At 39.0% G+C, this 21155-nt stretch carries 16 protein-coding genes and 4 pseudogenes; 9 read left to right on the top strand and 11 right to left on the bottom strand.

Annotated elements, in window-relative coordinates; translation table 11 throughout:
* Window positions 1-41: 41 nt before the first annotated feature.
* The gene (gene traN, locus LPA49_RS19215) at window positions 42-3191 is read right to left on the bottom strand and encodes a conjugal transfer protein TraN (protein ID WP_036973800.1); all 3150 of its coding nucleotides are present in this window, start codon (window positions 3189-3191) and stop codon (window positions 42-44) included.
* A gap of 159 nt (window positions 3192-3350) precedes the next feature.
* Between traN and LPA49_RS22410 the strand changes: the two genes are divergently transcribed.
* Complete coding sequence (locus tag LPA49_RS22410) at window positions 3351-3494, top strand: hypothetical protein (protein WP_348535099.1); 144 nt, start codon at window positions 3351-3353, stop codon at window positions 3492-3494.
* A 4-nt stretch (window positions 3495-3498) separates the two neighbouring features.
* On the opposite strand, the gene LPA49_RS19210 is transcribed toward LPA49_RS22410, so the two are convergent.
* Complete coding sequence (locus LPA49_RS19210) at window positions 3499-4878, bottom strand: transposase (protein ID WP_230237497.1); 1380 nt, start codon at window positions 4876-4878, stop codon at window positions 3499-3501.
* A 77-nt stretch (window positions 4879-4955) separates the two neighbouring features.
* On the opposite strand from LPA49_RS19210, the gene tnpA (LPA49_RS19205) reads away from it, so the two are divergent.
* Window positions 4956-5411: an IS200/IS605 family transposase gene (gene tnpA / locus LPA49_RS19205; protein ID WP_206769683.1), complete on the top strand. Its 456-nt coding sequence runs from the start codon at window positions 4956-4958 to the stop codon at window positions 5409-5411.
* Window positions 5412-5858: 447 nt separating this feature from the next.
* Here the strand turns inward: tnpA (LPA49_RS19205) and LPA49_RS19200 are convergent, their stop codons facing one another.
* The 3 genes and pseudogenes from LPA49_RS19200 to LPA49_RS19190 all read right to left on the bottom strand — a co-directional run bounded on the left by LPA49_RS19200 (window position 5859) and on the right by LPA49_RS19190 (window position 8622).
* Window positions 5859-6656, bottom strand: a complete 798-nt coding sequence (locus LPA49_RS19200) for a hypothetical protein (protein WP_036973972.1) — start codon at window positions 6654-6656, stop codon at window positions 5859-5861.
* Window positions 6657-6740: 84 nt separating this feature from the next.
* Window positions 6741-6956, bottom strand: a complete 216-nt coding sequence (locus LPA49_RS19195) for a hypothetical protein (protein ID WP_036973973.1) — start codon at window positions 6954-6956, stop codon at window positions 6741-6743.
* Between the two features lie 439 nt (window positions 6957-7395).
* Window positions 7396-8622: pseudogene (locus tag LPA49_RS19190) on the bottom strand (RNA-guided endonuclease InsQ/TnpB family protein).
* Window positions 8623-8660: 38 nt separating this feature from the next.
* On the opposite strand from LPA49_RS19190, the pseudogene tnpA (LPA49_RS22405) reads away from it, so the two are divergent.
* The 4 genes and pseudogenes from tnpA (LPA49_RS22405) to LPA49_RS19175 all read left to right on the top strand — a co-directional run bounded on the left by tnpA (LPA49_RS22405) (window position 8661) and on the right by LPA49_RS19175 (window position 13471).
* A pseudogene (tnpA, locus tag LPA49_RS22405) lies at window positions 8661-9055 on the top strand (IS200/IS605 family transposase).
* A 343-nt stretch (window positions 9056-9398) separates the two neighbouring features.
* Window positions 9399-10133 carry a DsbC family protein gene (locus LPA49_RS19185; protein ID WP_036973974.1) on the top strand — a complete coding sequence of 245 codons (735 nt, stop codon included), beginning with the start codon at window positions 9399-9401 and terminating at the stop codon, window positions 10131-10133.
* A 6-nt stretch (window positions 10134-10139) separates the two neighbouring features.
* Window positions 10140-10859, top strand: a complete 720-nt coding sequence (locus tag LPA49_RS19180; RefSeq protein ID WP_051501974.1) for a TraV family lipoprotein — start codon at window positions 10140-10142, stop codon at window positions 10857-10859.
* A 14-nt stretch (window positions 10860-10873) separates the two neighbouring features.
* The gene (locus LPA49_RS19175) at window positions 10874-13471 is read left to right on the top strand and encodes a TraC family protein (RefSeq protein ID WP_036973975.1); all 2598 of its coding nucleotides are present in this window, start codon (window positions 10874-10876) and stop codon (window positions 13469-13471) included.
* 193 nt (window positions 13472-13664) lie between these two features.
* On the opposite strand, the gene LPA49_RS19170 is transcribed toward LPA49_RS19175, so the two are convergent.
* From LPA49_RS19170 to LPA49_RS19160, 3 genes and pseudogenes are all read right to left on the bottom strand, one after another.
* Window positions 13665-14990 (bottom strand): diguanylate cyclase, encoded by a 1326-nt coding sequence (locus LPA49_RS19170; protein WP_036973977.1) that lies wholly within the window; start codon window positions 14988-14990, stop codon window positions 13665-13667.
* A gap of 197 nt (window positions 14991-15187) precedes the next feature.
* Window positions 15188-15640 (bottom strand): annotated as a pseudogene (locus tag LPA49_RS19165) (EAL domain-containing protein); the annotation flags it as partial.
* 79 nt (window positions 15641-15719) lie between these two features.
* Window positions 15720-16862, bottom strand: a complete 1143-nt coding sequence (locus tag LPA49_RS19160) for an RNA-guided endonuclease TnpB family protein (protein ID WP_036973776.1) — start codon at window positions 16860-16862, stop codon at window positions 15720-15722.
* Between the two features lie 64 nt (window positions 16863-16926).
* Here LPA49_RS19160 and tnpA (LPA49_RS19155) point away from each other — a divergent pair, with 64 nt between their 5' ends.
* Window positions 16927-17346 (top strand): IS200/IS605 family transposase, encoded by a 420-nt coding sequence (gene tnpA, locus LPA49_RS19155; protein WP_036973777.1) that lies wholly within the window; start codon window positions 16927-16929, stop codon window positions 17344-17346.
* A gap of 252 nt (window positions 17347-17598) precedes the next feature.
* Here the strand turns inward: tnpA (LPA49_RS19155) and tnpA (LPA49_RS19150) are convergent.
* Window positions 17599-17994, bottom strand: a pseudogene (tnpA, locus tag LPA49_RS19150) (IS200/IS605 family transposase).
* Between the two features lie 38 nt (window positions 17995-18032).
* Here tnpA (LPA49_RS19150) and LPA49_RS19145 point away from each other — a divergent pair.
* Together LPA49_RS19145 and LPA49_RS19140 are read left to right on the top strand one after the other, a co-directional pair.
* Complete coding sequence (locus tag LPA49_RS19145) at window positions 18033-18533, top strand: helix-turn-helix domain-containing protein (protein ID WP_230237495.1); 501 nt, start codon at window positions 18033-18035, stop codon at window positions 18531-18533.
* Between the two features lie 21 nt (window positions 18534-18554).
* Window positions 18555-19265 carry a transposase gene (locus tag LPA49_RS19140; protein ID WP_230237493.1) on the top strand — a complete coding sequence of 237 codons (711 nt, stop codon included), beginning with the start codon at window positions 18555-18557 and terminating at the stop codon, window positions 19263-19265.
* A gap of 490 nt (window positions 19266-19755) precedes the next feature.
* Here LPA49_RS19140 and LPA49_RS22400 read toward each other — a convergent pair whose 3' ends face one another.
* Together LPA49_RS22400 and LPA49_RS19135 are read right to left on the bottom strand one after the other, a co-directional pair.
* Window positions 19756-20052: a hypothetical protein gene (locus tag LPA49_RS22400; RefSeq protein ID WP_081759794.1), complete on the bottom strand. Its 297-nt coding sequence runs from the start codon at window positions 20050-20052 to the stop codon at window positions 19756-19758.
* A 10-nt stretch (window positions 20053-20062) separates the two neighbouring features.
* A complete protein-coding gene (locus tag LPA49_RS19135; RefSeq protein ID WP_036973779.1) occupies window positions 20063-20722 on the bottom strand; it encodes a hypothetical protein in 660 nt (219 codons plus the stop codon).
* Window positions 20723-21155: the final 433 nt, after the last annotated feature.

Below are 21155 nucleotides of genomic sequence, written 5' to 3'. Positions count from 1 at the left end.
CTATCGTACTTTATTATTTATATCACGCAACTTTATAATCATTAATCATCATTATGAAAATAGCATGCCAATGGTCTCGGCACATATGAACAATCAATATCATCTGCATTTATGATACTTCTTGTTTCAATAGCTCTATCAGCCAGTTCAGCGTCAACAGTTCTTTGTGTTGTTCTATCAACAGCGTTTTCTCGACCTTCATTATTAAGCATTCGACCAGAACCAGTCAGCTTATCAAGGTCTTGATCAAAATCAGCAATACCAGACTCGATCATTATGTTAATCCATTCGCTTAAATCAATTTTATTCCAGTCCAAGTTAGACAGTTGTTCAGGGGTTAATCCCGGGCAATTTCTTATCTTTGAGCCATCAACTTCTTCTGCTGTATATTCTTCTAGGTCATGGCCAAGCATTGGTGATGCTTGTTCCATTATTATTCGAGATAGGATGGAGTCATAACAGCAGTAATCTTGGCGGCGAAGATAGCAAACACCCAAAGCATCTTCAGCACAGTATTTCTTTCCTGCGGGAATGCATTGTTTCGTAGCAAGCCTAACTCCCATATCCATTTCATACTCGTGGCAAGCAGTGAGCAAATTTAAAGCTAGTTTAATATATTGATACACCATGTATGCTGCATATACATAACCAATTACCGCTACAGCTTGACTTGCCCCTTCTGATAGCACCACTGTTGATGCCCCATTCTTAACAGTCTCTGTCATTAATGCCTGAGCTAACTCCTCTGGAATCGAATCATAAACATATTTCATAACCGCTTGTTGTAGTTTTTCCATAGCCTGTTTAGAGAAAATATCCATTGCGGCCCCAGATGCATCAACCACCTCCCCTACTGCATTACCTGCCGCAGTACTTGCCGCATCAGTAAATACTGTAGACACTGAAGACCAAGCGCTTGAAACAGCTTCACCAGCAGTTGTAGCTGCATTAGCAATAGGTTCTCTCAGACTCTGATAGCCGCCTACTACAGCATTACTGGTTCCATCTAGTCCAGCTACAAATGCATCTGCTTGTAGCATGCCATAAGCAGCTTGTGCATATTCATAAATATCAACACCATCAGGAGCCTCACAACAGTCATTACCTAAACCACTTGGCTCCCAAGAGCAAAATTTGCCTTCACCTTTAAAAATAGTGCACGTTGATGGGTCTGTAGGATCTTCACAGTTCATCCCATCTTCCATATGTTGTATTACTGTAGCCATAGCAAGAACATCTGCGAATTGATCATTAACTTCACTATTTGATGTTTCACAATTCCCTCCAACACAAGGCAATGTAGCCGCACAGGTATTCTGTGTTACGGAGCTTGTTACAGTCGAAACAACCTCCTCATCACATTGATACTCAATTGTGTAAGCGAAGCAAATATCATCGGCGTCATCTCGCTCCCAAAGCCACCCTTCAGCACATGTTCTCTCAATTTCTTGACATTGCGTATCAGTTTGGTAGGTAGTGCAGTGGTTTGGTTGAGATTCTATCTCATCCCAGGAATAACATTGGAATTCATCCCCTATCCCTGCTGCTTTTTCTTCCTCAGTGGCTCTCCGAGTTACAATACAGTAATCTTCACCTTTAGTAGGATCACAATTGTATCCATCAAGGTTAACTCTCCAAGTTTTATTTCCTGTATCACCATTATAAAAAGGAAGGACTGTTTCTAATATTTCTGGGGGTAATCCAACGCTACCAACTTCGATATTTGTATAGCTATCAAATTTACAAAAACCTTCAAACCGGCTTTCAGTACCACCACTAATAGTGTCTCTAAACCCTGCTAAGCCATTGCTTTCCTTAAGCTCACTTTCAATCGCATCATAGCAACCAGCTGGATACTGCTTGTTTTCCCCTACTTCACCAGTAAACCTGTATCTTACTTGAGCGTTCAAGATCCATTTTGTATCACCACCATCATCAGTTTTATCTTCAACTTGGAAAATACCTTTTAAACCATTTGCACATGTTGGCGCTTGCAACTCTCGAATCCAAGTACTTTCATCAATACTTCCATCTAGTGTGGTGTTAGGCCAAGCACCAAGGCTTACCCTATTAATATTAGTATTATTAACTGTGCAGAAATCTTCAAAACTTGGACCTTCAAATTTCAGCTCTGTTGCAATTGAATCGGTTGGGGCTATTGTCTTAGCAGTTTGCTTCTTTAGGTCAAATTCTACTGTTAAAAACTGCTTACCCTTACCCGCCATTTGCACTATTACGTCATAAGCAACTGGTGTAGCTCTTTCAACTTCGCAATATAAGCTATTGCTTGCAAGGGGTTGCATACATAAATGATTTGTTGATTGTGTTGATGTAAATTCACGTGTTATGTCAACTGACTCATCTGTACATGACGATAACCATGATCCGGTACCGTCAAGGGCATCATTAACTTCATTAAATCCGTAATTGAAAATACTGCTTCTGGGGTTTATTTCTGGGAGTTTATTGTCATTCTGAATTGATTGAATTGTTTGGTATACAGTTGCATCACTAGCAGTGTCAGTTTTCAAACTGTTTATTTTAGTGGTTCCTGAAGCATAAAACTCTGTCTCATTACCATAGTGACTGTCTGCCTCAAGTGTTGTTTGAGAGTGATTTAGCTCTGAGCTAGTGTACTCGTTTTGATTAGAAACATGCTCAGTAACTTTTGATTCATCAATAGTCCCAACATAATTACCACTATCATCTTTTGTAAGCGAAACTCCTCCATTACTATAATTTGTAATTAAACCTCCACTAGCATTAGTCGATGGAACAACAGCTGACTTTGACATGTCTCTCGCAACATTTACGCTATCTTCAATCTGCTGCTGTGCATTGTCTCCATAATTACCATAAGCAGACAAATCAACTGTTCTAGATGTCTGTGGGGTTAGGTAGTATTTTTGAATTATCTCATTTTCTCGATTTGGATTTATGACTGTTTGATGTGGGTATTTTAATAACGTTTGATTTAAACGTTGATCATCGGAGCGGTTATTTGTTGGATCATCAGTTTTGTATTTTTGCTGAATTTGGTCAAACCGTTCCTGTGCAGCAATAGCTGTTTCAAATGGAGTGGCAATCGATAGTAACCCAGCCCATACCCCAATTACTGATACAGCAATGGTTTGACCAACCATGCTTGCAATGATTGTATATCCGGTTAATTTTTTCTTAAAACACTTCATTAAACATAGAGCCATGACTATTGATTTGAAGATATTTTAAAATCTATATTTCCATCTAAATCCTAATTTTCATTAGATTTTTAATTAAAATTTGCTCAATTAAAGCCACCTGATAGAGTAAAAAGGCTCAGAGGTGCCTTTGCTCCATTATCATTTGATATACATGCCATGATCTATAGTGAGGATGCCCCTACACTAGAAAAAGAACTTCACAGAAGATTTGAGAGAGCAAGTAAACAAAGTAAATCCCAGAAAAGAGTTTGTGAACTACTCGCGCCTAAAGGCATCGAGCTTCCAAGATAATAGCCTAAGCTACTAACCTTTCTTTTTTGACGCTTCGTTGGACACCGCTAGTCGAGCTTTTGACTCGGCTAGTCTTACGATTGCCTCCACGTCCACTATCTGCCTGAGTTATTAGAACTCCATCGCCAGACAACACCGTTCCAGTGTCTAATATTAGGTTAATTGCCCGTTTCTTTATGACCTTTGATGCGTTGTTATCTGCATTGTCAGTATTGCCACAGTTACCGCACACAAATAGCTCTTGTGATTTACGGTTGTCGGGGTGAGTGTGATCGCATTCAGCGCACTCCTGACTGGTATGCGGGGCGGGTATTTTGAAGACGGCTTTTCCTGCTTGGTAGGCCTTGTATTTGGTGTAAATCTCTATGATGTGCCAGCCAACGTTTAAAATAGACTTGTTTAGCCCAGCCTTTTGTTTGGCTTTGTTTGACACATACCGACCTTGTTCATCCTGCTTCGCCTTTGGCTTGCGCGTCATGCTTGAGGTTCGTAAAGCCTCGAACACTATAACCTTAGCCTTGCTTTCGATTAACGAACGACTTGTTTTATGTGCAAAATCGTTTCGAATATTCGCCTTTTTAGCATGGTGCGTAGCAATGCGATGTTTGGTTTTGTTTCTTCGGCTAGAGCCTTTTTTCTGGCGTGATAACTTGCGTTGAAGTCGCTTGATATAGCGGTCAGCTTTGGTCATGTTCGATTTCTGGTTTTCGCAGAAATCGAACGTTATAGAGCCTGCGTGAACAGGAATTGCCACGCCACGATCTACACCAATAGTATGTTCTTCCAGATATTTTTTGGTTGAACCCTGCAAGAATTCCAAATGTTCAGCATTGCTAGGAAGTTCTTCTTCGCTATTGCCGTCTTCATAACAGAAAGATACATAATATTGACCACGCTCTTTGCGCACATATAGCGAGTTTGGGCTCTCGAACTTGCCATGCGCTTTAAAGGATAAGTAACCAATATTATTAGTCTTCGTGCCGATAAATAGTCGTAAGTTTCCATCTCCGCAACGTTCGAAGCTGAACACCTCACGAGTAAGATAGATGCTACCTCGGTCAGTTTTAGGTTTGCGCTTAGGTCGCCCACACACGCCTTTCATGAATTTTTGGTAAGTCTGATACCAGTTAACCGCACTGTTTCGGATAATCTGACTAGGGCATCGAGATAGCCAAGGGGTTAACTCCTTCGACTTGAATTGTGATGTTTTCTGGTCAATTGGGGCATAAGTGCCCGTTGGGTAGTATTTACGTGCAAAGGTGCGGTAATACTTTTCTTCGTCAACTTTGGCATTCCAAATACTGCGTGCGCAACCCATCCACTGGCTTAAAACCAGTTTTTGATATGATGTTGGGTTAGCACGTAGCTTAATGCCAGTTAGCATGCTCTTTCCGTCGGTTGTCAATTGCGGTAACTATTATTACACTTAGCGTTAAATTGTCAATCTAGTCTATAAGTAAAATGTACGAATGGAGAACAGGCAGAAGCTGCCTATTTAAAAATAATGCTCATCTAGTATTTGTTACAAAATACCGAAGAGACGTTTTCACTAAAGAGATGTTAGATAGAACCAAAGAGATAATGGAGGAAACCTGTAAGCAAATGGATTGCGAGCTTTTAGAGTTTGGTGGAGAACATGACCACGTTCACTTAATGGTGTCTATTCACCCCAAAGTTGCTGTATCGAATTTGGTTGGCAAATTAAAAGGGAAGTCGTCATATATACTAAGGCGTGAGTATTGGAATCGGATTAAGACGATGCTTTGGGGAAATCACTTTTGGTCGCCTAGTTATTGTGTCGTGTCATGCGGCGGCGCGAGTTTGGATGTAATTAAGCAGTACATTGAAAATCAAAACACACCGCCAAGTGAAAGAGCCGTAAAAACTTCACGCGCTTTAAGTCAGAAAAAAGACTAGTTACCTCTTGCTTGACTCGCCTTTGAAAGGGTGAGATTGCGCAAGCCTAATGTTCAATTTTGGGTATGGTATCCACCCTTTTCCTTGCTCAATCTGTTTCCAAATAGCTAAAGGCCTAAATGGTGCTGCTCCGATACCATCCAAAGACCACCGAAAAGATAAAAGCACGGCATGTACTTCACTAAAGTAGTAATTAAGGTTCTGAGGGTTTAGTAAGGCTTCTGTATACATTTCTAAAAAAAGCTTTCTTTATTTTAGGGGGTAGAGTTACATCGTTTTGAATACACTGAACACCTTCATGCTCAGCTTCTCTACCCTGCTCTACTAAAGATTTGAAACGCTCTGAATGAGAAATGCTTTCTTGTGTTAGCTGGCAGGCGTACCTTACAATTTTATCTAAATGCTTAGGCTTTAAAGTATTCGGTTGCAAAGCAACACGATTGTACCCTACAGTATCAAACGCCCGAGCGTGGAGCGCTCGCTCATGTTAGAGCTAATTCTAAATAGCCAATCTCTTAGCCTTAATGTATTTTCTACACCAAGCACTTCCCAACGTTTCAACTTTGCAAGGTTAGTAGCTGTTTTATCTTGCTTTGAAACGATAGTACAAATAGAACACCCGTAGCGTGCTTTGCCATTGCAACCTGCCCCACCACTTTGACCTGTAGCAATTTCGCAAGTCTCACTTGTACCATTACCGTATATCTCGATTAAAAGACCAAAGTTTGATAAGAAACCTGGTATGTCATAGCAAGATCTTTGTAGTGGTTTTGAACCAGCCAAGCTGAGCAAAAGAAATACATCATCAGTCTCCCAGTCACGAATTGGAGCATAATTGTAGACTTTTGAGTTTCCAATAGACTGTGATGTCATTGAGTTCATTAAATCTTCTGCAGACTTACCTTTTAGATTGTGTCGCTCCATATTCTTTGACCTACGCGAAGACTCTTTTTCCCTAGAACCTAAGCAAGAAATAATTGGTGAACTGGCATAATAGCCATACTTCTTTGAGTGCCTAATAGACTCTACAAGAGAGTTAACAAAGTGTTCGTTTGGGTTAACCTTTAAAATTACTGAGCAATCACCGGAGCGAGTTGGTGTTGCTGGAATTTTCTGGCCACCAACGTACCTAATGAAGAATTCATTGTTCAATGAAGGTTGGACTAATTTAAACTGAATATTGATACCTACAGACTTAGCATATTCAAGCATTCTCTTACTGGCATAGTTAACAAACATTTGCATAGGTATCGCTTCTGCTTTTGTATTAACTGTCGATACGATCAATGGGCGTTCTGGTTCAATGGTTTTTGCTGCAATAGCTTGACGTTAAGCCTCCATCACAATTAGCAGTGTAACTGTCGAGTCTTTCCCAAACGAACATAAAGAAGTAATTATTGCTCGCTCATTTTCAATTAGAGCTCTTATATCAGCTACAGATGAAGAAAAGGCTTGAGCAACTAATTTCTCTCTACTTACTTGGTTAACTGTTCCAACAACAACGCTATCAATGATGTCTATTGGATTAACTTTGAAAACACTCACTTCACACTCCAACTTAAATTTTGTAACTATGGTCACATAGGATATAGAACGTGCTTTGATTGAAATGATAACTAAATATTCTCCACGATTATTTTTAAAAAAAAGTCATACAGAACAATAACTAAAATATATTTACACTTAATTATTCAAGGTGAATTCGCCAAAATATAAACTCGAAAAATCATAAAGCCAACCTCAATCAATTATAAAAAACCTTAAATATTCGCCAGCCACAAAAAAAACAAAAAAAACCATACTATCAAATAGTTACATAATGCTAACTCAAATTATTCAGGGTGAATTCGCCACTTATTCGAGGTTAATTATTTCAAAAGTGCGCGTTATGGAATCGGACTTACTATGGTCTTAATCGAAACGTGAACTACCCAGCGACATCGATTCACTCTGATCACAGGGCTTCTACAGTCTAGCTTAACAGCTAGGCAGCTTCTTTTTTCTCAGATCCAAAATCCAACTTCGATAATTCGAAGACTTTCGTTTTAACAGATTGTTTCTGCTGAGATGCGGGTGTTACCCTTGCGACGATTCCAGCCGCAATTATATCTAATTCACCTGTACTAGCTATGCTTTTAGCTGCAGCTAGATCGCGGCTTTGATACGCTCCGCAAGCCGCACAAGTAAAACGCCTATCATTCAATGTTAAAACATGGCGTTGCCCGCACTCCGAACAAATTCCAGTGGATTTTTCAAAACGACCTATTTCATGATAGAGCTTGCCTTCTAGCTCAGCTTTGTACTTTGAAAGCTGAGTGATCAAACCCATCACGTTATCTGCAACCATACTACCATTGAACTTTTGCATCGCTTTTACGTTTAAATCTTCGAACACTAAAATATCATTTTCATTGGTTATCTGTCGTGAAGTTTTGTGCGCAAAGTCCAGCCTTTGCCTTGAGATTTTACCGTGTAATTTATTGATGCGTTGTTTTGTTTTTTGCCAGCGATTTGAACCTTTGGTTCGACGTGCAAGCTGGCGTTACAATTGATTTAACTTCTCTATTGCTTGCTTTAAAAACTTCGGGTTGTCGGCCACGAAACCGTTCGAACCAACCACCGTTTGCTTTGAGTTGATGTCAAAGCCAGTGATAGTTTCCAAAACTTGTTTAGCCGTTTTGCATTCCACTTCCTGAGTGATACTGCATTCCCATTTTCCGTGACGATATTGAACAGTGACGGTCTTAATTTTGCTCACTAGCTCACGATGCAGAACGATTGGCACTTTGCCGACCTTCGGAATACTGATAGCGCCATTTTCGATTCGAATGCAATTGGAATTATTGACGGCTCGAAACGAGTCGTTGTGAAGTTTTTTCTTTTTGTATGAGACTTTATGCTTTGGAAAGCGCTGCAAACGAACCTTTGAAAAAGCATTCTTAACAGCAGTTTCTAAATCGCGAGCAACCTGCTGAGCCGCTGCTGAATCAAAAGATTTAATCCACGCAAACTCTTCGAAAGGCTTTAATTCCTTAAGAAGCGAGGCCATTTCTTTGTAAAACAAGAACGTCTTATCGTACTCATATCGACGCATATTTTCAGACAACAACAGATTCCAAATGCCACGCGCTGTCGCACCAAACTCAATAAGCTTAGCTTCTTGCTCTGGCGTAGGATTTAGCCTGTAGTTGTATCTGAGCGTCTTTTTCATATACTGTATAGACTACTGTATAAGGTCGAGTTGTCAAGTTGGAATATGAAACTAAATCTCACTGCAAATATATAATTGCACTTCATTTAATTCTGGTAGTTAAGTACAGAAAACCTTTACTAAACGGAAATCTGGGTGAGTTTGTTAAGAAAACGGTTTTCGATGTTTCTCTATCTTCTGACTTCAGGATTGAAGAGATTGAAATAGACAAAGATCACATTCATATGCTGATTACAATCGGCACTCGATATTCTGTAGGCCAGTACGCAAGGAGGATTAAACAAGGGACAACTACTAAAATCTGGAAATCATTTCCTTACCTCAAAACCAATTTTGGAAAGAGAAAACATTTTGGTCTGATGGATACTTTGTGTGTTCTGTAGGAAATGCTAGTGCAGAGATAATACGAAAATATATTCAAGAGAAGGGGTGACACCGATTCATCCCCGCGACATCACTTCGCTCTGATCACGGGGTTTTCTCGGTGAATTTTCGATAAACTTTATTCGTTAAGGTTGGTATATATCAACCTTAACCCTAGATCAGTATTTTACCAACCTAAGGCTTTATCATGCCTAAAACTAAGTATTTAGAGCTTTGAGTATCCTAAATTCACCTTAATTTGTTGATTAAACAAGCATATCAACCATCGAGTTAGTAAAATTCTGTTTTGTCCAAATCCATGAAAAAAAGTAAAAATCAGTAATTAATCCCCCCTTTTCACTCTATAGCCAAGATTACAATGACATGTATGTCAATTTAAAGAGTAAGTCACAATGTCACTAAAGAAAACAATTACGGCTATTGGTCTATTAGCAACTGTAAGTCTTTTAAGCGTATCTTCAATGGCGAAATCAATTAATCCGAAAGAATTAAAACAAACTCTTTCTCAAAAAGGTGATATCGAAGGTATTCAAGAACTCCCTGTTGAAAACTTAATGCTGGTTAAGACTAAATCAGGACAAACATATTTTGTATCTAAGAATGGCCGCTTTGTATTTCAAGGGCAGTTAATTGATACATGGTTTAGACGAACTATTGATGAATTGAGCGAAGCAAGAAATGCTCACCGTGTCCCTCTTGAAAAAATGGGCGTAAAACTAGATGAGCTTGCAACACTATCATTTGGCAACCAAGACATACCCAAGCAAGCAACAATATTCGTTGACCCTAATTGCGGATACTGCCACGCCCTGTTCAATAAAATTCAGCAATCTCCAGAAAAGTACAATGTCGACTTTGTACTAACAGCGATGCTGGGCAGCCAATCTTTACTTGAGTCTAAACGCCTAAATTGCGCTGTTGATAAATCTAAAGCTGTCATCGACCTTATGAACAAGACAAAACTAGCAACAGAAATGAGAGAAGACTGCGATGCCAAGGCTGTTCAAAAAGCACCTATCGTTATGGGATTGCTTGAGGCTAGAGGGACCCCATTCCTAGTTCGTGAAGATGGTTTAACCTTTAATGGGCTACCAAGCGATTTTGATGCATGGCTTGAGATGGAGTAACTAGCAATGAAACAAATCTTTAAAATCAGCTCAATTCTAGCCATAGCCTCATTATTTTCTGGGTGTTCAGCATTTACGATTGGTGAAGAGGAATTTTCATGTGCAGGTAAACCAGAACTTGGTCTCTGTAAAGGGCCGATGGAGGTTTATGAGTTAACCAACAATCAAGACCACCTTGAGCACATGATGACTGCAGAATATGCAAAAAACGAAGGTGAAAAAAAGTCAAATTCAGAAGGAAACCAAAAAATCATTTACGTTAATAGTGAAGGGGAAGACATCACATACGTATATGAACCAAGAAGTTTGCGAAGACAAAACGCACAGGATTATGACAAAGCCAACATTGTTGGTATCGCTAGCAATGACACAATGTCATATTCGAAACAATCACACGATGAGTTAGATGACTTAAGAACTTTCAATTACGTTCCAAATGATATCGCGCCAGAGCCTCTCGCTGTTCTAGAAGAAGCTAAAGCAATGCGTATTTATGTTGCTGCTTGGGAAGATAAGTCTGGAGATTTGAATATTCCAGGCTTCGTTTATGTTGAATTACAACCAAGACGCTGGGTAACAGGCCATCAAGCTCAAATGCGCCCAAGTCGAGTATTACCATTTCAAACAATAAAGAAAAGCAAAGTAACAAGCCAAAGAAAAGAAACTATGGCCAAAGGTATCGATCCGTTGAGCATTTCTAGACCTCAGCCTGAGGCTAATAAGTAAAATAGGTGTATAGCATGCTGAATAAAATCCAAGAAGCTATCGAAAAGATATTGAATCCAGATATCGAAGAAACCCAGCAGAATTTTGCTGGCCCCCTTTGGCGAAGCACCATTGAAGATCAGCAAAAGCTTCTCGGAGGTAATAAAGCCGCAGAATTAAACTGTGTAATGGAATATATTAAAGAATATCAAATGTTCTTAATGGAAGGGGGATACATTGGATTTGTTATCGCCTGCCAACCAACTAACGGGGTAAACAACGAAATAAGAACAGCCTACGAAGGCTTTCTATCTGATGAGTTTCCTCACAACACATTAATTCAACTAAGCCTAGCTGCTTTACCACGAATAGATGGCTTTCTAAATGGTTACAGGCAACTACGAGGGAAGCGGATTGGTGGTGAAGACGGTGAGCTTGCTGATGCAATGAGCGAATCAGTAATTAATTATTACTCTAAAGCAAGAAAAGAGTCTCTTGATAAAAAATCAGGTATCCGGCCAAGAGATTTTGAACATTGGATCACAGTAAAAATCCCAGTTAAAAACTTTATCCCTTCCGATAAAGAGCTCAAAGAGTTCCTAGAGATAAAAGATAGAACATATTCAATATTCGAAGGGTTAGGCTTAGCCCCATTGATTTTAAATGATGAAGAATGGCTTTCAAGAATGCAGACTTTCTTCAATCACTCACCTAATGCGCTTTGGCGAGATAAAGTAAAAATCAACAAGCTTGTCCCACTTGGTGCGCAAATATTAGAGCAGGGCGGAATAATTAACCGTGATGAATATGGTCTAGAATTTTCATCTTTAGATGAGAAGTCAAATGGATTTGCTTCAGTCATGACCCTCAAGCAAACACCCGATTACTTGAACTACGGTGATATTATAAACCTGCTAGGTGATTGGCGTTTTGGCAAGCGAACGGTTGCTTGGAACCCATATTTAATGACGCTTAACGTACAGTTACCAAGTATTCATTCGGCAAATGAAGAATTTGATCGCCGTAACAAATGGCTAAAAAAACAAGCAAAAGGAAAAATGCTGGAGTGGGTTTCAACCTTGAAAGACCAGGCACAAGATTATTTTGCAATCGAAGATGAACTGAAAAACTCAAGATTATGTAAAATTAGCCTAAGCATGATAGTCCTTGGTGAGAACAAGAAAGAAACATTCACTGCGACTAGGAAGCTGCAGGCATTCTTCAAACGTAAAGAGTACAAGTTCAACATAGAAACAATTTTGGCGCCTAGCACTTTCTTAAACGCTTTACCTCTTGGACTTGATGATGAATATATAAAATTATCAGACCGGTTTGATGAATGGACGGCAAAAGGGGCTGTATTTTTATTACCACATAGCGCGAGTTGGAAAGGAAACACTTCACGGCCAATTCTAGAGTTTGTCACGCGCTTTGGGCAAATATTCGGTTTAGACATATTTGAAACAGATGGTTCTTTTAATGCACTTATTTGCGCTCGCTCTGGAGCTGGTAAGTCATTTTTCAATAATAAGCTAATCACTTCATATCTAGGCTCTGGTGTTAAAAGCCGGCTTGATGTGGGCAGAGATACTGACGGCGCTCAAGTGTTTGTTATTGACAAAGGTCGCTCATATGAAAACTTAGCAAGCCAGTATAAGAATGCTCAATTCATTGACTTCAATGAGAACATGAAGTTTTCACTTGATCCATTTGCAAATATTGATGACTTTTATGGCAAAGAAGGTCAAGCAGCCATGGTTCATTCCTTGCTGAAAGCAATGGCGTCAGAATCAGGTGATTTAAGTGACTATCAATCTACAGAAATGCTTACAGTACTCACTGAGCTTTGGAACCTTAAAGGGAAAGATTCATCAATCACAGACTTTTCTGAGCTGTGTGAAAAGCATCAAGATGTTGAAATAAAGAGGATAGGGCGCCAACTAAAACCATGGTGTGAAGGCGGAATTTTTGGAGACTTTTTTGGTAAGAAATACCCACCAATAAACTTCAAATCACGATTAATCGTTTGTGAGATGGATGAACTATCCTCGCAACCTCACTTATCACAATGTGTTCTGATGAGCCTCATCAACGCAGCTCAACATGCAATGTTTTTATCAGGCAACAAACAAAGAAAACTTTTCATTCTCGATGAAGCTTGGGAATACCTTAAAGACAAACCGGGTAAAATCAATTATCTAGCCGAATTCCTTGAAACAGGTTGGCGTCGATTCAGGAAAACACGTGCAGCTGGCATTTGTATCACACAGAGCTTACTTGATGCTTACCAAAGCCAAGCAGGGATGGCCATTGTTAACAATAGTCCATGGAAGTTTATGTTGGCCCAGGAACCGGAAGCCGTTGATAAACTCAAAGAGTTAAAAGCGTATGATGGTACAGATCAAGACTATGATTTAATGAAAAGCGTTCATACTGATAAGGGCCATTACTCAGAAATCTTAGTGAGATACGGGCAATCGAGGGAAATAGTTAAGCTTTTTGTAGATAAAGAAACCCAACTAGTTTACTCAACAGATCCAGATGACAGGGAGTTAGTAGAAAAGTTTAAGTCTCAAGGTTATTCAATTAAAGAAGCTCTAGAACTTGCAAATAAAGAGAAGGGAAGGGGGTAATCTGAATAAGTCTTAACTTGATCTGTCAGATTCGAAGATAAAACGTAATCAAATCTGACAATCTTATATGTGCCATTTTGAGTCGTTCAAACTAAAATTATGCTTTGTGCAAATATCAAAAACAGACCTTCTCCCATAACCGACCTTTTTAAAAAGCTTTGTTTTATATGATTTGAAAAGGTCTATATAAGGTCTATATAAGTTGGCACTGATTTCTACCTGATGTTTTGGCCTTATATAAAGCTTCATCGGCTCTTGCTACGAAACTTTCTATGGAATCGTCTTCCTGACATAGCTGAGTAACTCCCAAGCTTATTGTAATAGGGTGTCCCCCTAGTTCTTCTATTTCCAAGCCCTCTACGTCTTTTCTGAGGGTCTCAGCTTTTATCATAGCTTCATCTGATGCTGTATGATCCATTACGATAATAAACTCTTCTCCACCATATCGAATTGTTAAATCGCAGGCTCTCATTGTTCTTTTTATTAGTTTCGATATTCTTTTTAAAACAAGATCGCCAATTACATGACCGTATGTATCGTTAACCTTCTTGAAGTGATCTAAGTCCAGCATAATTAGACTCAGGGCGGTTTCATATCGCTTGCTAGATAACATTAGTTTTTTTAGTTCAACCTCCATAAACTTTCTATTTGAAAGCCCCGTTAACGGATCGGAAATTGATTCAATCAGAGCTTGATCTCTTTGTTTCTCTGTCTTCTTGATAACACCTTTCATTTCGGAAGCAGCAGAGGAAGCTTTTGCAGCCATATTATTAAAGGTTTGAGCGAGAAGACCTAGCTCACCTCTAGAGCTTATTTGAACAGGTATAAACTTTCTATCTAGCTCAAATGCTTTCACCGAAACAATAAGTTTATTAATTGGTTGAAGTATTGTTTTTGATACGATTAAAGCTAGGAAGAGCAAAACCACTGCGAAAAAAACTAATTCAAATATAAATATCAAACGCATATTTTCTTGGAGGGTGATTAATTCTTTTTGCTGTATATCTCGTTTATAAATCAAGTCATCGTTAAGGGATTGAAGTATTGACCTAACTCTCTCCATTAATTCAATACCTTCGTTAGTATTTACAAGAGCAATAGACTCATCTTTCCGACCTGAAAAATGCAAATCTATAGTTGTTTGCATTTCAGAGAATTTCTTATCAATTAATGTTTCTAAAGCTGATAGCATTTCTTGTTGAGTAGGATCACTGATAGTTAACTCTTGCAGCTTGTTTAAACTCCACTGAGCTTTGGCTTTACCATTTTGGAACGGGTTCAAATAATTTTTATTAGACGTAATTAAATAGCCTCGTTGTCCACTCTCTGCGTTAACAATGTTATCTAATAAATCCCCTTTTAATATCAAGATGCTGTTTGTATTAGTAACCTGCTCAAAATTATTAATAGATTTATTCTCCAAATAAGTCATCATCCCAAAATTAAAGGTACTGACAACCAGCAAACAAATGAAAAATGCAAATACACGAGTACGCAATGAAAAATTGGAAAAAAACATAAAACAGCAACTTACTGAATTCAATATAGAAAGAGTAGATTAAAAAACTTATCTAATAAAGATTAACGTCTGCTTTGTAGATTTTGCGTTTCAATTTAGAAGTTCAGTGGCCCTCTCTTGATCGCTCATAGCAGCCTGTCAGATAAAGTCTAAACCTATTTGCGTATGATGTCAGATCAGATATGAGCTACTACAAATTATTCCACAATACCCGTTAATACTTTTGGCATTCCCAACCCATAGCCTTGGCCAAAACAAAAGCCAAGGCCTCTTGCTAATTCTACGTGTTCTTCAGTCTCCAAGCCCTCAGCACAGACTTTACATCCGAAAGACTCGTTGAAAGTCGATACGAATTTAAAAACCTTCTGGCAGTTAATATCATGCAGAGACTTAATACCAAAGTTTCCATCAAGCTTTATCATGTACACATCAAGCTCGCATAGCATTTCAAAATTAGAGACACCGGTACCAAAATCATCAATCGCAAATAGATACCCATTTGCTGTCATTGAATTGGTGTTCACCAAAACATCATTGAACATCTTGTGCGAACAGGGGCGCTCAGTAACTTCAAATATCACTCTTGTCATATCAATTTTGAATTTTCGAAAATAATAATTAACCAGTCGCTTAAAGCCCTCAGAAGCAACTTGGGCAGGTTGTGACTTCTCATCGCCTTATCAGGCGATGCTTCTTATTTCGTTAGCCGTTGCTCGATAGTATCGAGACTTATGCAGCTTCCATAAGCAGAGACGACCGTCCAGCCGCCTTTAATTCCAGAATGCCTTTATCCCGGATATTTAGGGCGGCATTTAAGTCGCGATCAATATCTCTGGTACCGCAAGACGGGCAATCCCATTTGCGAACCGATAAGGGCATTGCTTCCATTTTATGACCGCAACAATAGCAGGTTTTAGAACTGGCGTACCACTGATCTAGCTTTACTAGGTGCTTACCTTGCTCTTTCAGTTTGTATTCCAATTTCGCAACAAAGCTATGCCATGAGGCATCAGCAATATGTTTTGCAAGTTTGCGGTTTTTCATCATATTGGCTGATTTCAATGTCTCAACTATCACCGCTTGGTTTTCGTCAACGAGAGTTCGAGAGAGTTTGTGTTGAAAATCAGCGCGAGCATTCGCTACCTTTTCATGACATTTAGCAATAAGTATCCGAGCTTTTGCACGATTAGCACTGCCTTTGGCTTTTCTGGATAGCTGACGCTGCTTACGTCTGAGATTCTTCTCAGCGCGTTTTACAAATCTTGGGTTGGCTGTCTTTCTGCCGTTTGACTCAATCGCAAAATGAGACAAACCCAGATCGACACCTGTCACTGCTCTTAACGTGTGGAGAGGTGTTGAGAGTTCCACTCCATCATCCGCAAGGATTGATGCGTAGAACTTACCTGTCTTGCTCAGGTTTACAGTGATGCTTTTAATCACACCCGCAATCTCACGGTGAACATTCGCCTCTATAGGCTTCATTTTTGGAAGCTTAATTGCCCCATCAAGTACCCTTACACCCACGCAGTGGTAGCTCGACTGCTTGCCATGTCTACGTTTGAATTGTGGATACTTGGCTTTCAACTTCGGATTAAAGAAGTTGTCGAAGGCTTGGTGAAGATTGATCACCGATTGCTGTAAGGCGATTGAATCATATTGCTTCAACCAGTGGTATTTGCGGGATTTCTTAGCAACGGCAAGCAGTGGTTTTATATCCTTTTTTGGATTCAGTGTGACACCATGCTTGCGGTACATGTGCGATTTTAAATGCAGCGCTTTGTTATACGCAAAACGCACGGCACCAAACTGAGCGATTAAAAACTCAGCTTGCTCTTGTGTTGGATAAATGCGTACTTTTGTTGCTTTTAGCATTTCATTGCTCACCTGTATAATTTCAAGATATTATCGGCTTATATTGGGGTTGTAAAGTGAGTGCATACAGCAAAGAGTTACTTCAAGACTGCCTCAAAAAAGGCACTGCCTGAGCAAATTGATTATTCATCTGGTATTTACAACGAAGTACAGGCGCAAGTTGTTTACTGGAGTTATGATCGAACAATTAAGGGAAGCTTTTGACTCAGTGTGTGTAAAACTTGAATGCGAATTGATAGAAATGGATGGTGAACAGGATCACGTTCATTTACTGATCTCATACCCTCCTAAACTTTCAATCAGCCTAATGGTTAACAACTTAAAAGCAGTTTCATCTCGTATACTACGACTACAAAACACGCACCTTACAAGGCAGAGCACAAGCTCCGCCCTATGGTCTCGTTCATACTTTGCTTGCACTGCTGGCGGTGTGACTATTGAAACATTAAAAGCTTATGTGGAAAGTCAATCAACCCCAGATTAAGACGCTATCGCGTCTTACGCCTTATATCCCCGCCCTAATCGGGCGAGGGTTTACGGCGAAATCGCTAAAATAATCTGGCCTGATGCGCGTCCGTTACCCAAATCTAACCACATTAGTGATTTATTATAACGAGAACCACGATTATCATTAGCAAAAAAACGCCCCATATCAGCACGAACCTTTGCTTTATCGAAAATTCACCGAGAAAACCCCGTGATCAGAGCGAAGTGATGTCGCGGGGATGAATCTGTGTCACCCCTGCTCTTGAATATATTTTCGTATTATCTCTGCACTAGCATTTCCTACAGAACACACAAAGTATCCATCAGACCAAAATGTTTTCTCTTTCTAAAATTGGTTTTTGAGGTAAGGAAATGATTTCCAGATTTTAGTAGTTGTCGCTTGTTTAATCCTCCTTGCGTACTAGCCTACAGAATATCGAGTGCCGATTGTAATCAGCATATGAATGTGATCTTTGTCTATTTCAACCTCTTCGATCCTGAAGTCAGAAGATAGAGAAACATCGAAAACCGTTTTCTTAACAAACTTACCCAGATTTCCGTTTAGTAAAGGTTTTCTGGATTTAACTACCAGAATTAAATGAAGTGCAATTAAATATTTGCAGTGAGATTTAGTTTCATATTCCAACTTGACAACTCGACCTTATACAGTAGTCTATACAGTATATGAAAAAGACGCTCAGATACAACTACAGGCTAAATCCTACGCCAGAGCAAGAAGCTAAGCTTATTGAGTTTAGTGCGACAGCGCGTGGCATTTGGGATCTGTTGTTGTCTGAAAATATGCGTCGATATGAGTACGATAAGACGTTCTTGTTTTACAAAGAAATGGCCTCGCTTCACAAGGAATTAAAGCCTTTCGAAGAGTTTGCGTGGATTAAATCTTTTGATTCAGCAGCGGCTCAGCAGGTTGCTCGCGATTTAGAAACTGCTGTTAAGAATGCTTTTTCAAAGGTTCGTTTGCAGCGCTTTCCAAAGCATAAAGTCTCATACAAAAAGAAAAGACTTCACAATGACTCGTTTCGAGCCGTTAATAATGCCAATTGCATTCGAATCGAAAATGGCGATATCAGTATTCCGAAGGTCGGCAAAGTGCCAATCGCTCTGCATAGTGAGCTAGTGAGCAAAATTAAGACCGTCACTGTTCAATATCATCACGGAAAATAGGAATGCAGTATCACTCAGGAAGTGGAATGCAAAACGGCTAAACAAGTTTTGGAAATGCTCTCTGGCTTTGACATCAACTCAAAGCAAACGGTGGTTGGTTCGAACGGTTTCGTGGCCGACAACCCGAAGTTTTTAAAGCAAGCAATAGAGAAGTTAAATCAATTGCAACGCCAGCTTGCACGTCGAACCAAAGGTTCAAATCGCTGGCAAAAAACAAAACAACGCATCAATAAATTACACGGAAAAATCTCAAGGCAAAGGCTGGACTTTGCGCACAAAACTTCAAGACAGATAACCAATGAAAATGATATTTTAGTGTTCGAAGATTTAAACGTAAAAGCAATGCAAAAGTTCAATGGCAGCATGGTTGCAGATAACGTGATGGGTTTGATCACTCAGCTTTCAAAGTATAAAGCTGAGCTAGAAGGCAAGCTCTATCATGAAATAGGTCGTTTTGAAAAATCCACTGGAATTTGTTCGGAGTGCGGGCAACGCCATGTTTTAACATTGAATGATAGGCGTTTTACTTGTACGGCTTGCGGAGCGTATCAAAGCCGCGATCTAGCTGCTGCTAAAAGCATAGCTAGTACAGGTGAATTAGATATAATTGCGGCTGGAATCGTTGCAAGGGTAACACCCGCATCTCAGCAGAAACAATCTGTTAAAATGAAAGTCTTCGAATTATCGAAGTTGGATTTTGGATCTGAGAAAAAAAAGCTGCCTAGCCGTTAAGCTAGACTGTAGAAGCCCTGTGATCAGAATGAACCGATGTTGCTGGGTAGTTCACCATCGTCATACCCTCTGATGTTTAAGTGAACTTGATGATTAGTGACCTTTCGCAACAAATAATCAAGCTGAAAACATTCTGATAAAAACGCATATCCTGTACCACCCGCACCAATTACTGATACATTTAATGGTTTAGAAATCCACTCTGATGAAATTAAAAGTATGTTTATTTTTTAACCTTTTAATATGGCCGGACATATAATGTGAATTATTCACAAGGCCGAGCTTAAAAACTCTCCCAAACGCATAAATCGATTTAACTCTCGCATTCTTACTTTTGCATTACTTAGGCTCCTTGTGTTGGCTTTAGCGATCCAAAATGCGAGCAAATTTTGCGTTGTTACAACTTCCTTTGCTTTAAGGGTCTTTTCGTGGTTTACGTGAGTAAAGTTTGAGGCCAGTACAGTTTTCTCAACATCATTCATGCCTTCATTCATTCAGTAATTGATGTGATCTTTTTGGGTAAAGTTGCATTTCCTTGGCAAACAACTCCATTCGAATAAATATTCATCAGTGGCGCATGATACAAATGCGTATTTTCATTAGGTCGTTGATTACTTGGCAAAGCAAACACAATTAACCCATTTGGTTCTTCTTGTTTATCTTTTTCCAAACAAAAAAGAAGGGCAGGGTAGATAATTGAAAAGTTCGTCTTGGCGTTATAACTTATATACCAAAAAATACCTTTATGAGAAAGTTTGTGCCATATACTGTACCTTCTGCTGACCAATAGAAGTGGCTCACATCAAAGAAAAAGCCAAAGTACCATCAGGCTGTGCTTGTAGAAGCATTTCAGCAAGCTTAAATGGCAAGATACCATTCAAATCATCTACAGAATTTTCTAACTGAATAATATCCTTAGCCAATCTATGACCATCACTAGTGTATAACTTCATCTGATGAGAATTTATAGAAAAGTTAATATGATTTAGGAACGGCCTTACATCGTTATTCGCCTTGCCATAAAAAATACCAGAAATAGCAGACTTAAATGACTCAGCATCACAAGAAAATTGAAAGCCAATAGGAATTACAATTTTGGGAATAGGGTAGCTATCGCATGACATTGTAGCTATTGAAGCTCTTGAACGACCATGTTTAACAATTACTTTATTTTCATCGAATTGAAATTTTAGTGGCTTACTTTCATCGGTAAAGCTACTTATAAAAGTATTAAGTTTTTTGGCTTTGATACAAATCTCATAATCTTCAAACGCATCAATTGGTGAAGATTGCCTAACAATCGATTGAGTGTCCGTTCCTAGCACTTCTGCTATGCCGCCAATTAATGAGAAGTGGATATAATCCAACGCAGATATGTTGCATTTTGAGCCATTTGCTACACCACAAGCATCCACAAACAGATGTTTTGCGGTAGAGAGTGAGATTGAAAAATTCATGAATATGCCTTCTATTGTTTATTTAACAACAGAATGACAGCTAAATTACATCGTGCATTTTGCAAAGAACTAATTAACTAAAGGTATTGAGCTTAGTTCTTTTTAAATACCAAATATCATTTTTAATTTGATTTGTTGAGAGCTAAGAATAAATATTAAGGATAATGATGGTTAAATATATAGGTTAGATCTTTAGGTTAGCGCTGTGGATTGTGTTATTAACTTATTGATTTTTATAGCTAATAAAAAATAAACGAGATCGCAATTACACGTTATTTAGATCGCAATTACACCTTACTTAGATCGCAGCTACACGTTATTGGTACTCATATTGATATTATTATCAACAGGTTATAAAGGGTTGTCTGTAAAATATCCACAACGACATTGCTCAAGATCGCATTTACACTTTATTTTATTCACAACCACAGTT

Source organism: Pseudoalteromonas sp. MB41 (assembly GCF_020966275.1).
GTDB lineage: Bacteria > Pseudomonadota > Gammaproteobacteria > Enterobacterales > Alteromonadaceae > Pseudoalteromonas > Pseudoalteromonas lipolytica.
The sequence above is the reverse complement of the archived record's forward strand: the minus strand, read 5'-3'. Positions and strand labels throughout refer to the sequence as shown.

Coding starts and splice junctions, on each gene's coding strand:
- traN (WP_036973800.1), bottom strand. CDS start 3,191: ATGAAGTGTTTTAAGAAAAAATTAACCGGATATACAATCATTGCAAGC.
- LPA49_RS19210 (WP_230237497.1), bottom strand. CDS start 4,878: ATGCTAACTGGCATTAAGCTACGTGCTAACCCAACATCATATCAAAAA.
- tnpA (WP_206769683.1), top strand. CDS start 4,956: ATGTACGAATGGAGAACAGGCAGAAGCTGCCTATTTAAAAATAATGCT.
- LPA49_RS19200 (WP_036973972.1), bottom strand. CDS start 6,656: ATGCAAATGTTTGTTAACTATGCCAGTAAGAGAATGCTTGAATATGCT.
- LPA49_RS19185 (WP_036973974.1), top strand. CDS start 9,399: ATGTCACTAAAGAAAACAATTACGGCTATTGGTCTATTAGCAACTGTA.
- LPA49_RS19180 (WP_051501974.1), top strand. CDS start 10,140: ATGAAACAAATCTTTAAAATCAGCTCAATTCTAGCCATAGCCTCATTA.
- LPA49_RS19175 (WP_036973975.1), top strand. CDS start 10,874: ATGCTGAATAAAATCCAAGAAGCTATCGAAAAGATATTGAATCCAGAT.
- LPA49_RS19170 (WP_036973977.1), bottom strand. CDS start 14,990: ATGTTTTTTTCCAATTTTTCATTGCGTACTCGTGTATTTGCATTTTTC.
- LPA49_RS19160 (WP_036973776.1), bottom strand. CDS start 16,862: ATGCTAAAAGCAACAAAAGTACGCATTTATCCAACACAAGAGCAAGCT.
- LPA49_RS19145 (WP_230237495.1), top strand. CDS start 18,033: ATGAAAAAGACGCTCAGATACAACTACAGGCTAAATCCTACGCCAGAG.
- LPA49_RS19135 (WP_036973779.1), bottom strand. CDS start 20,722: ATGAATTTTTCAATCTCACTCTCTACCGCAAAACATCTGTTTGTGGAT.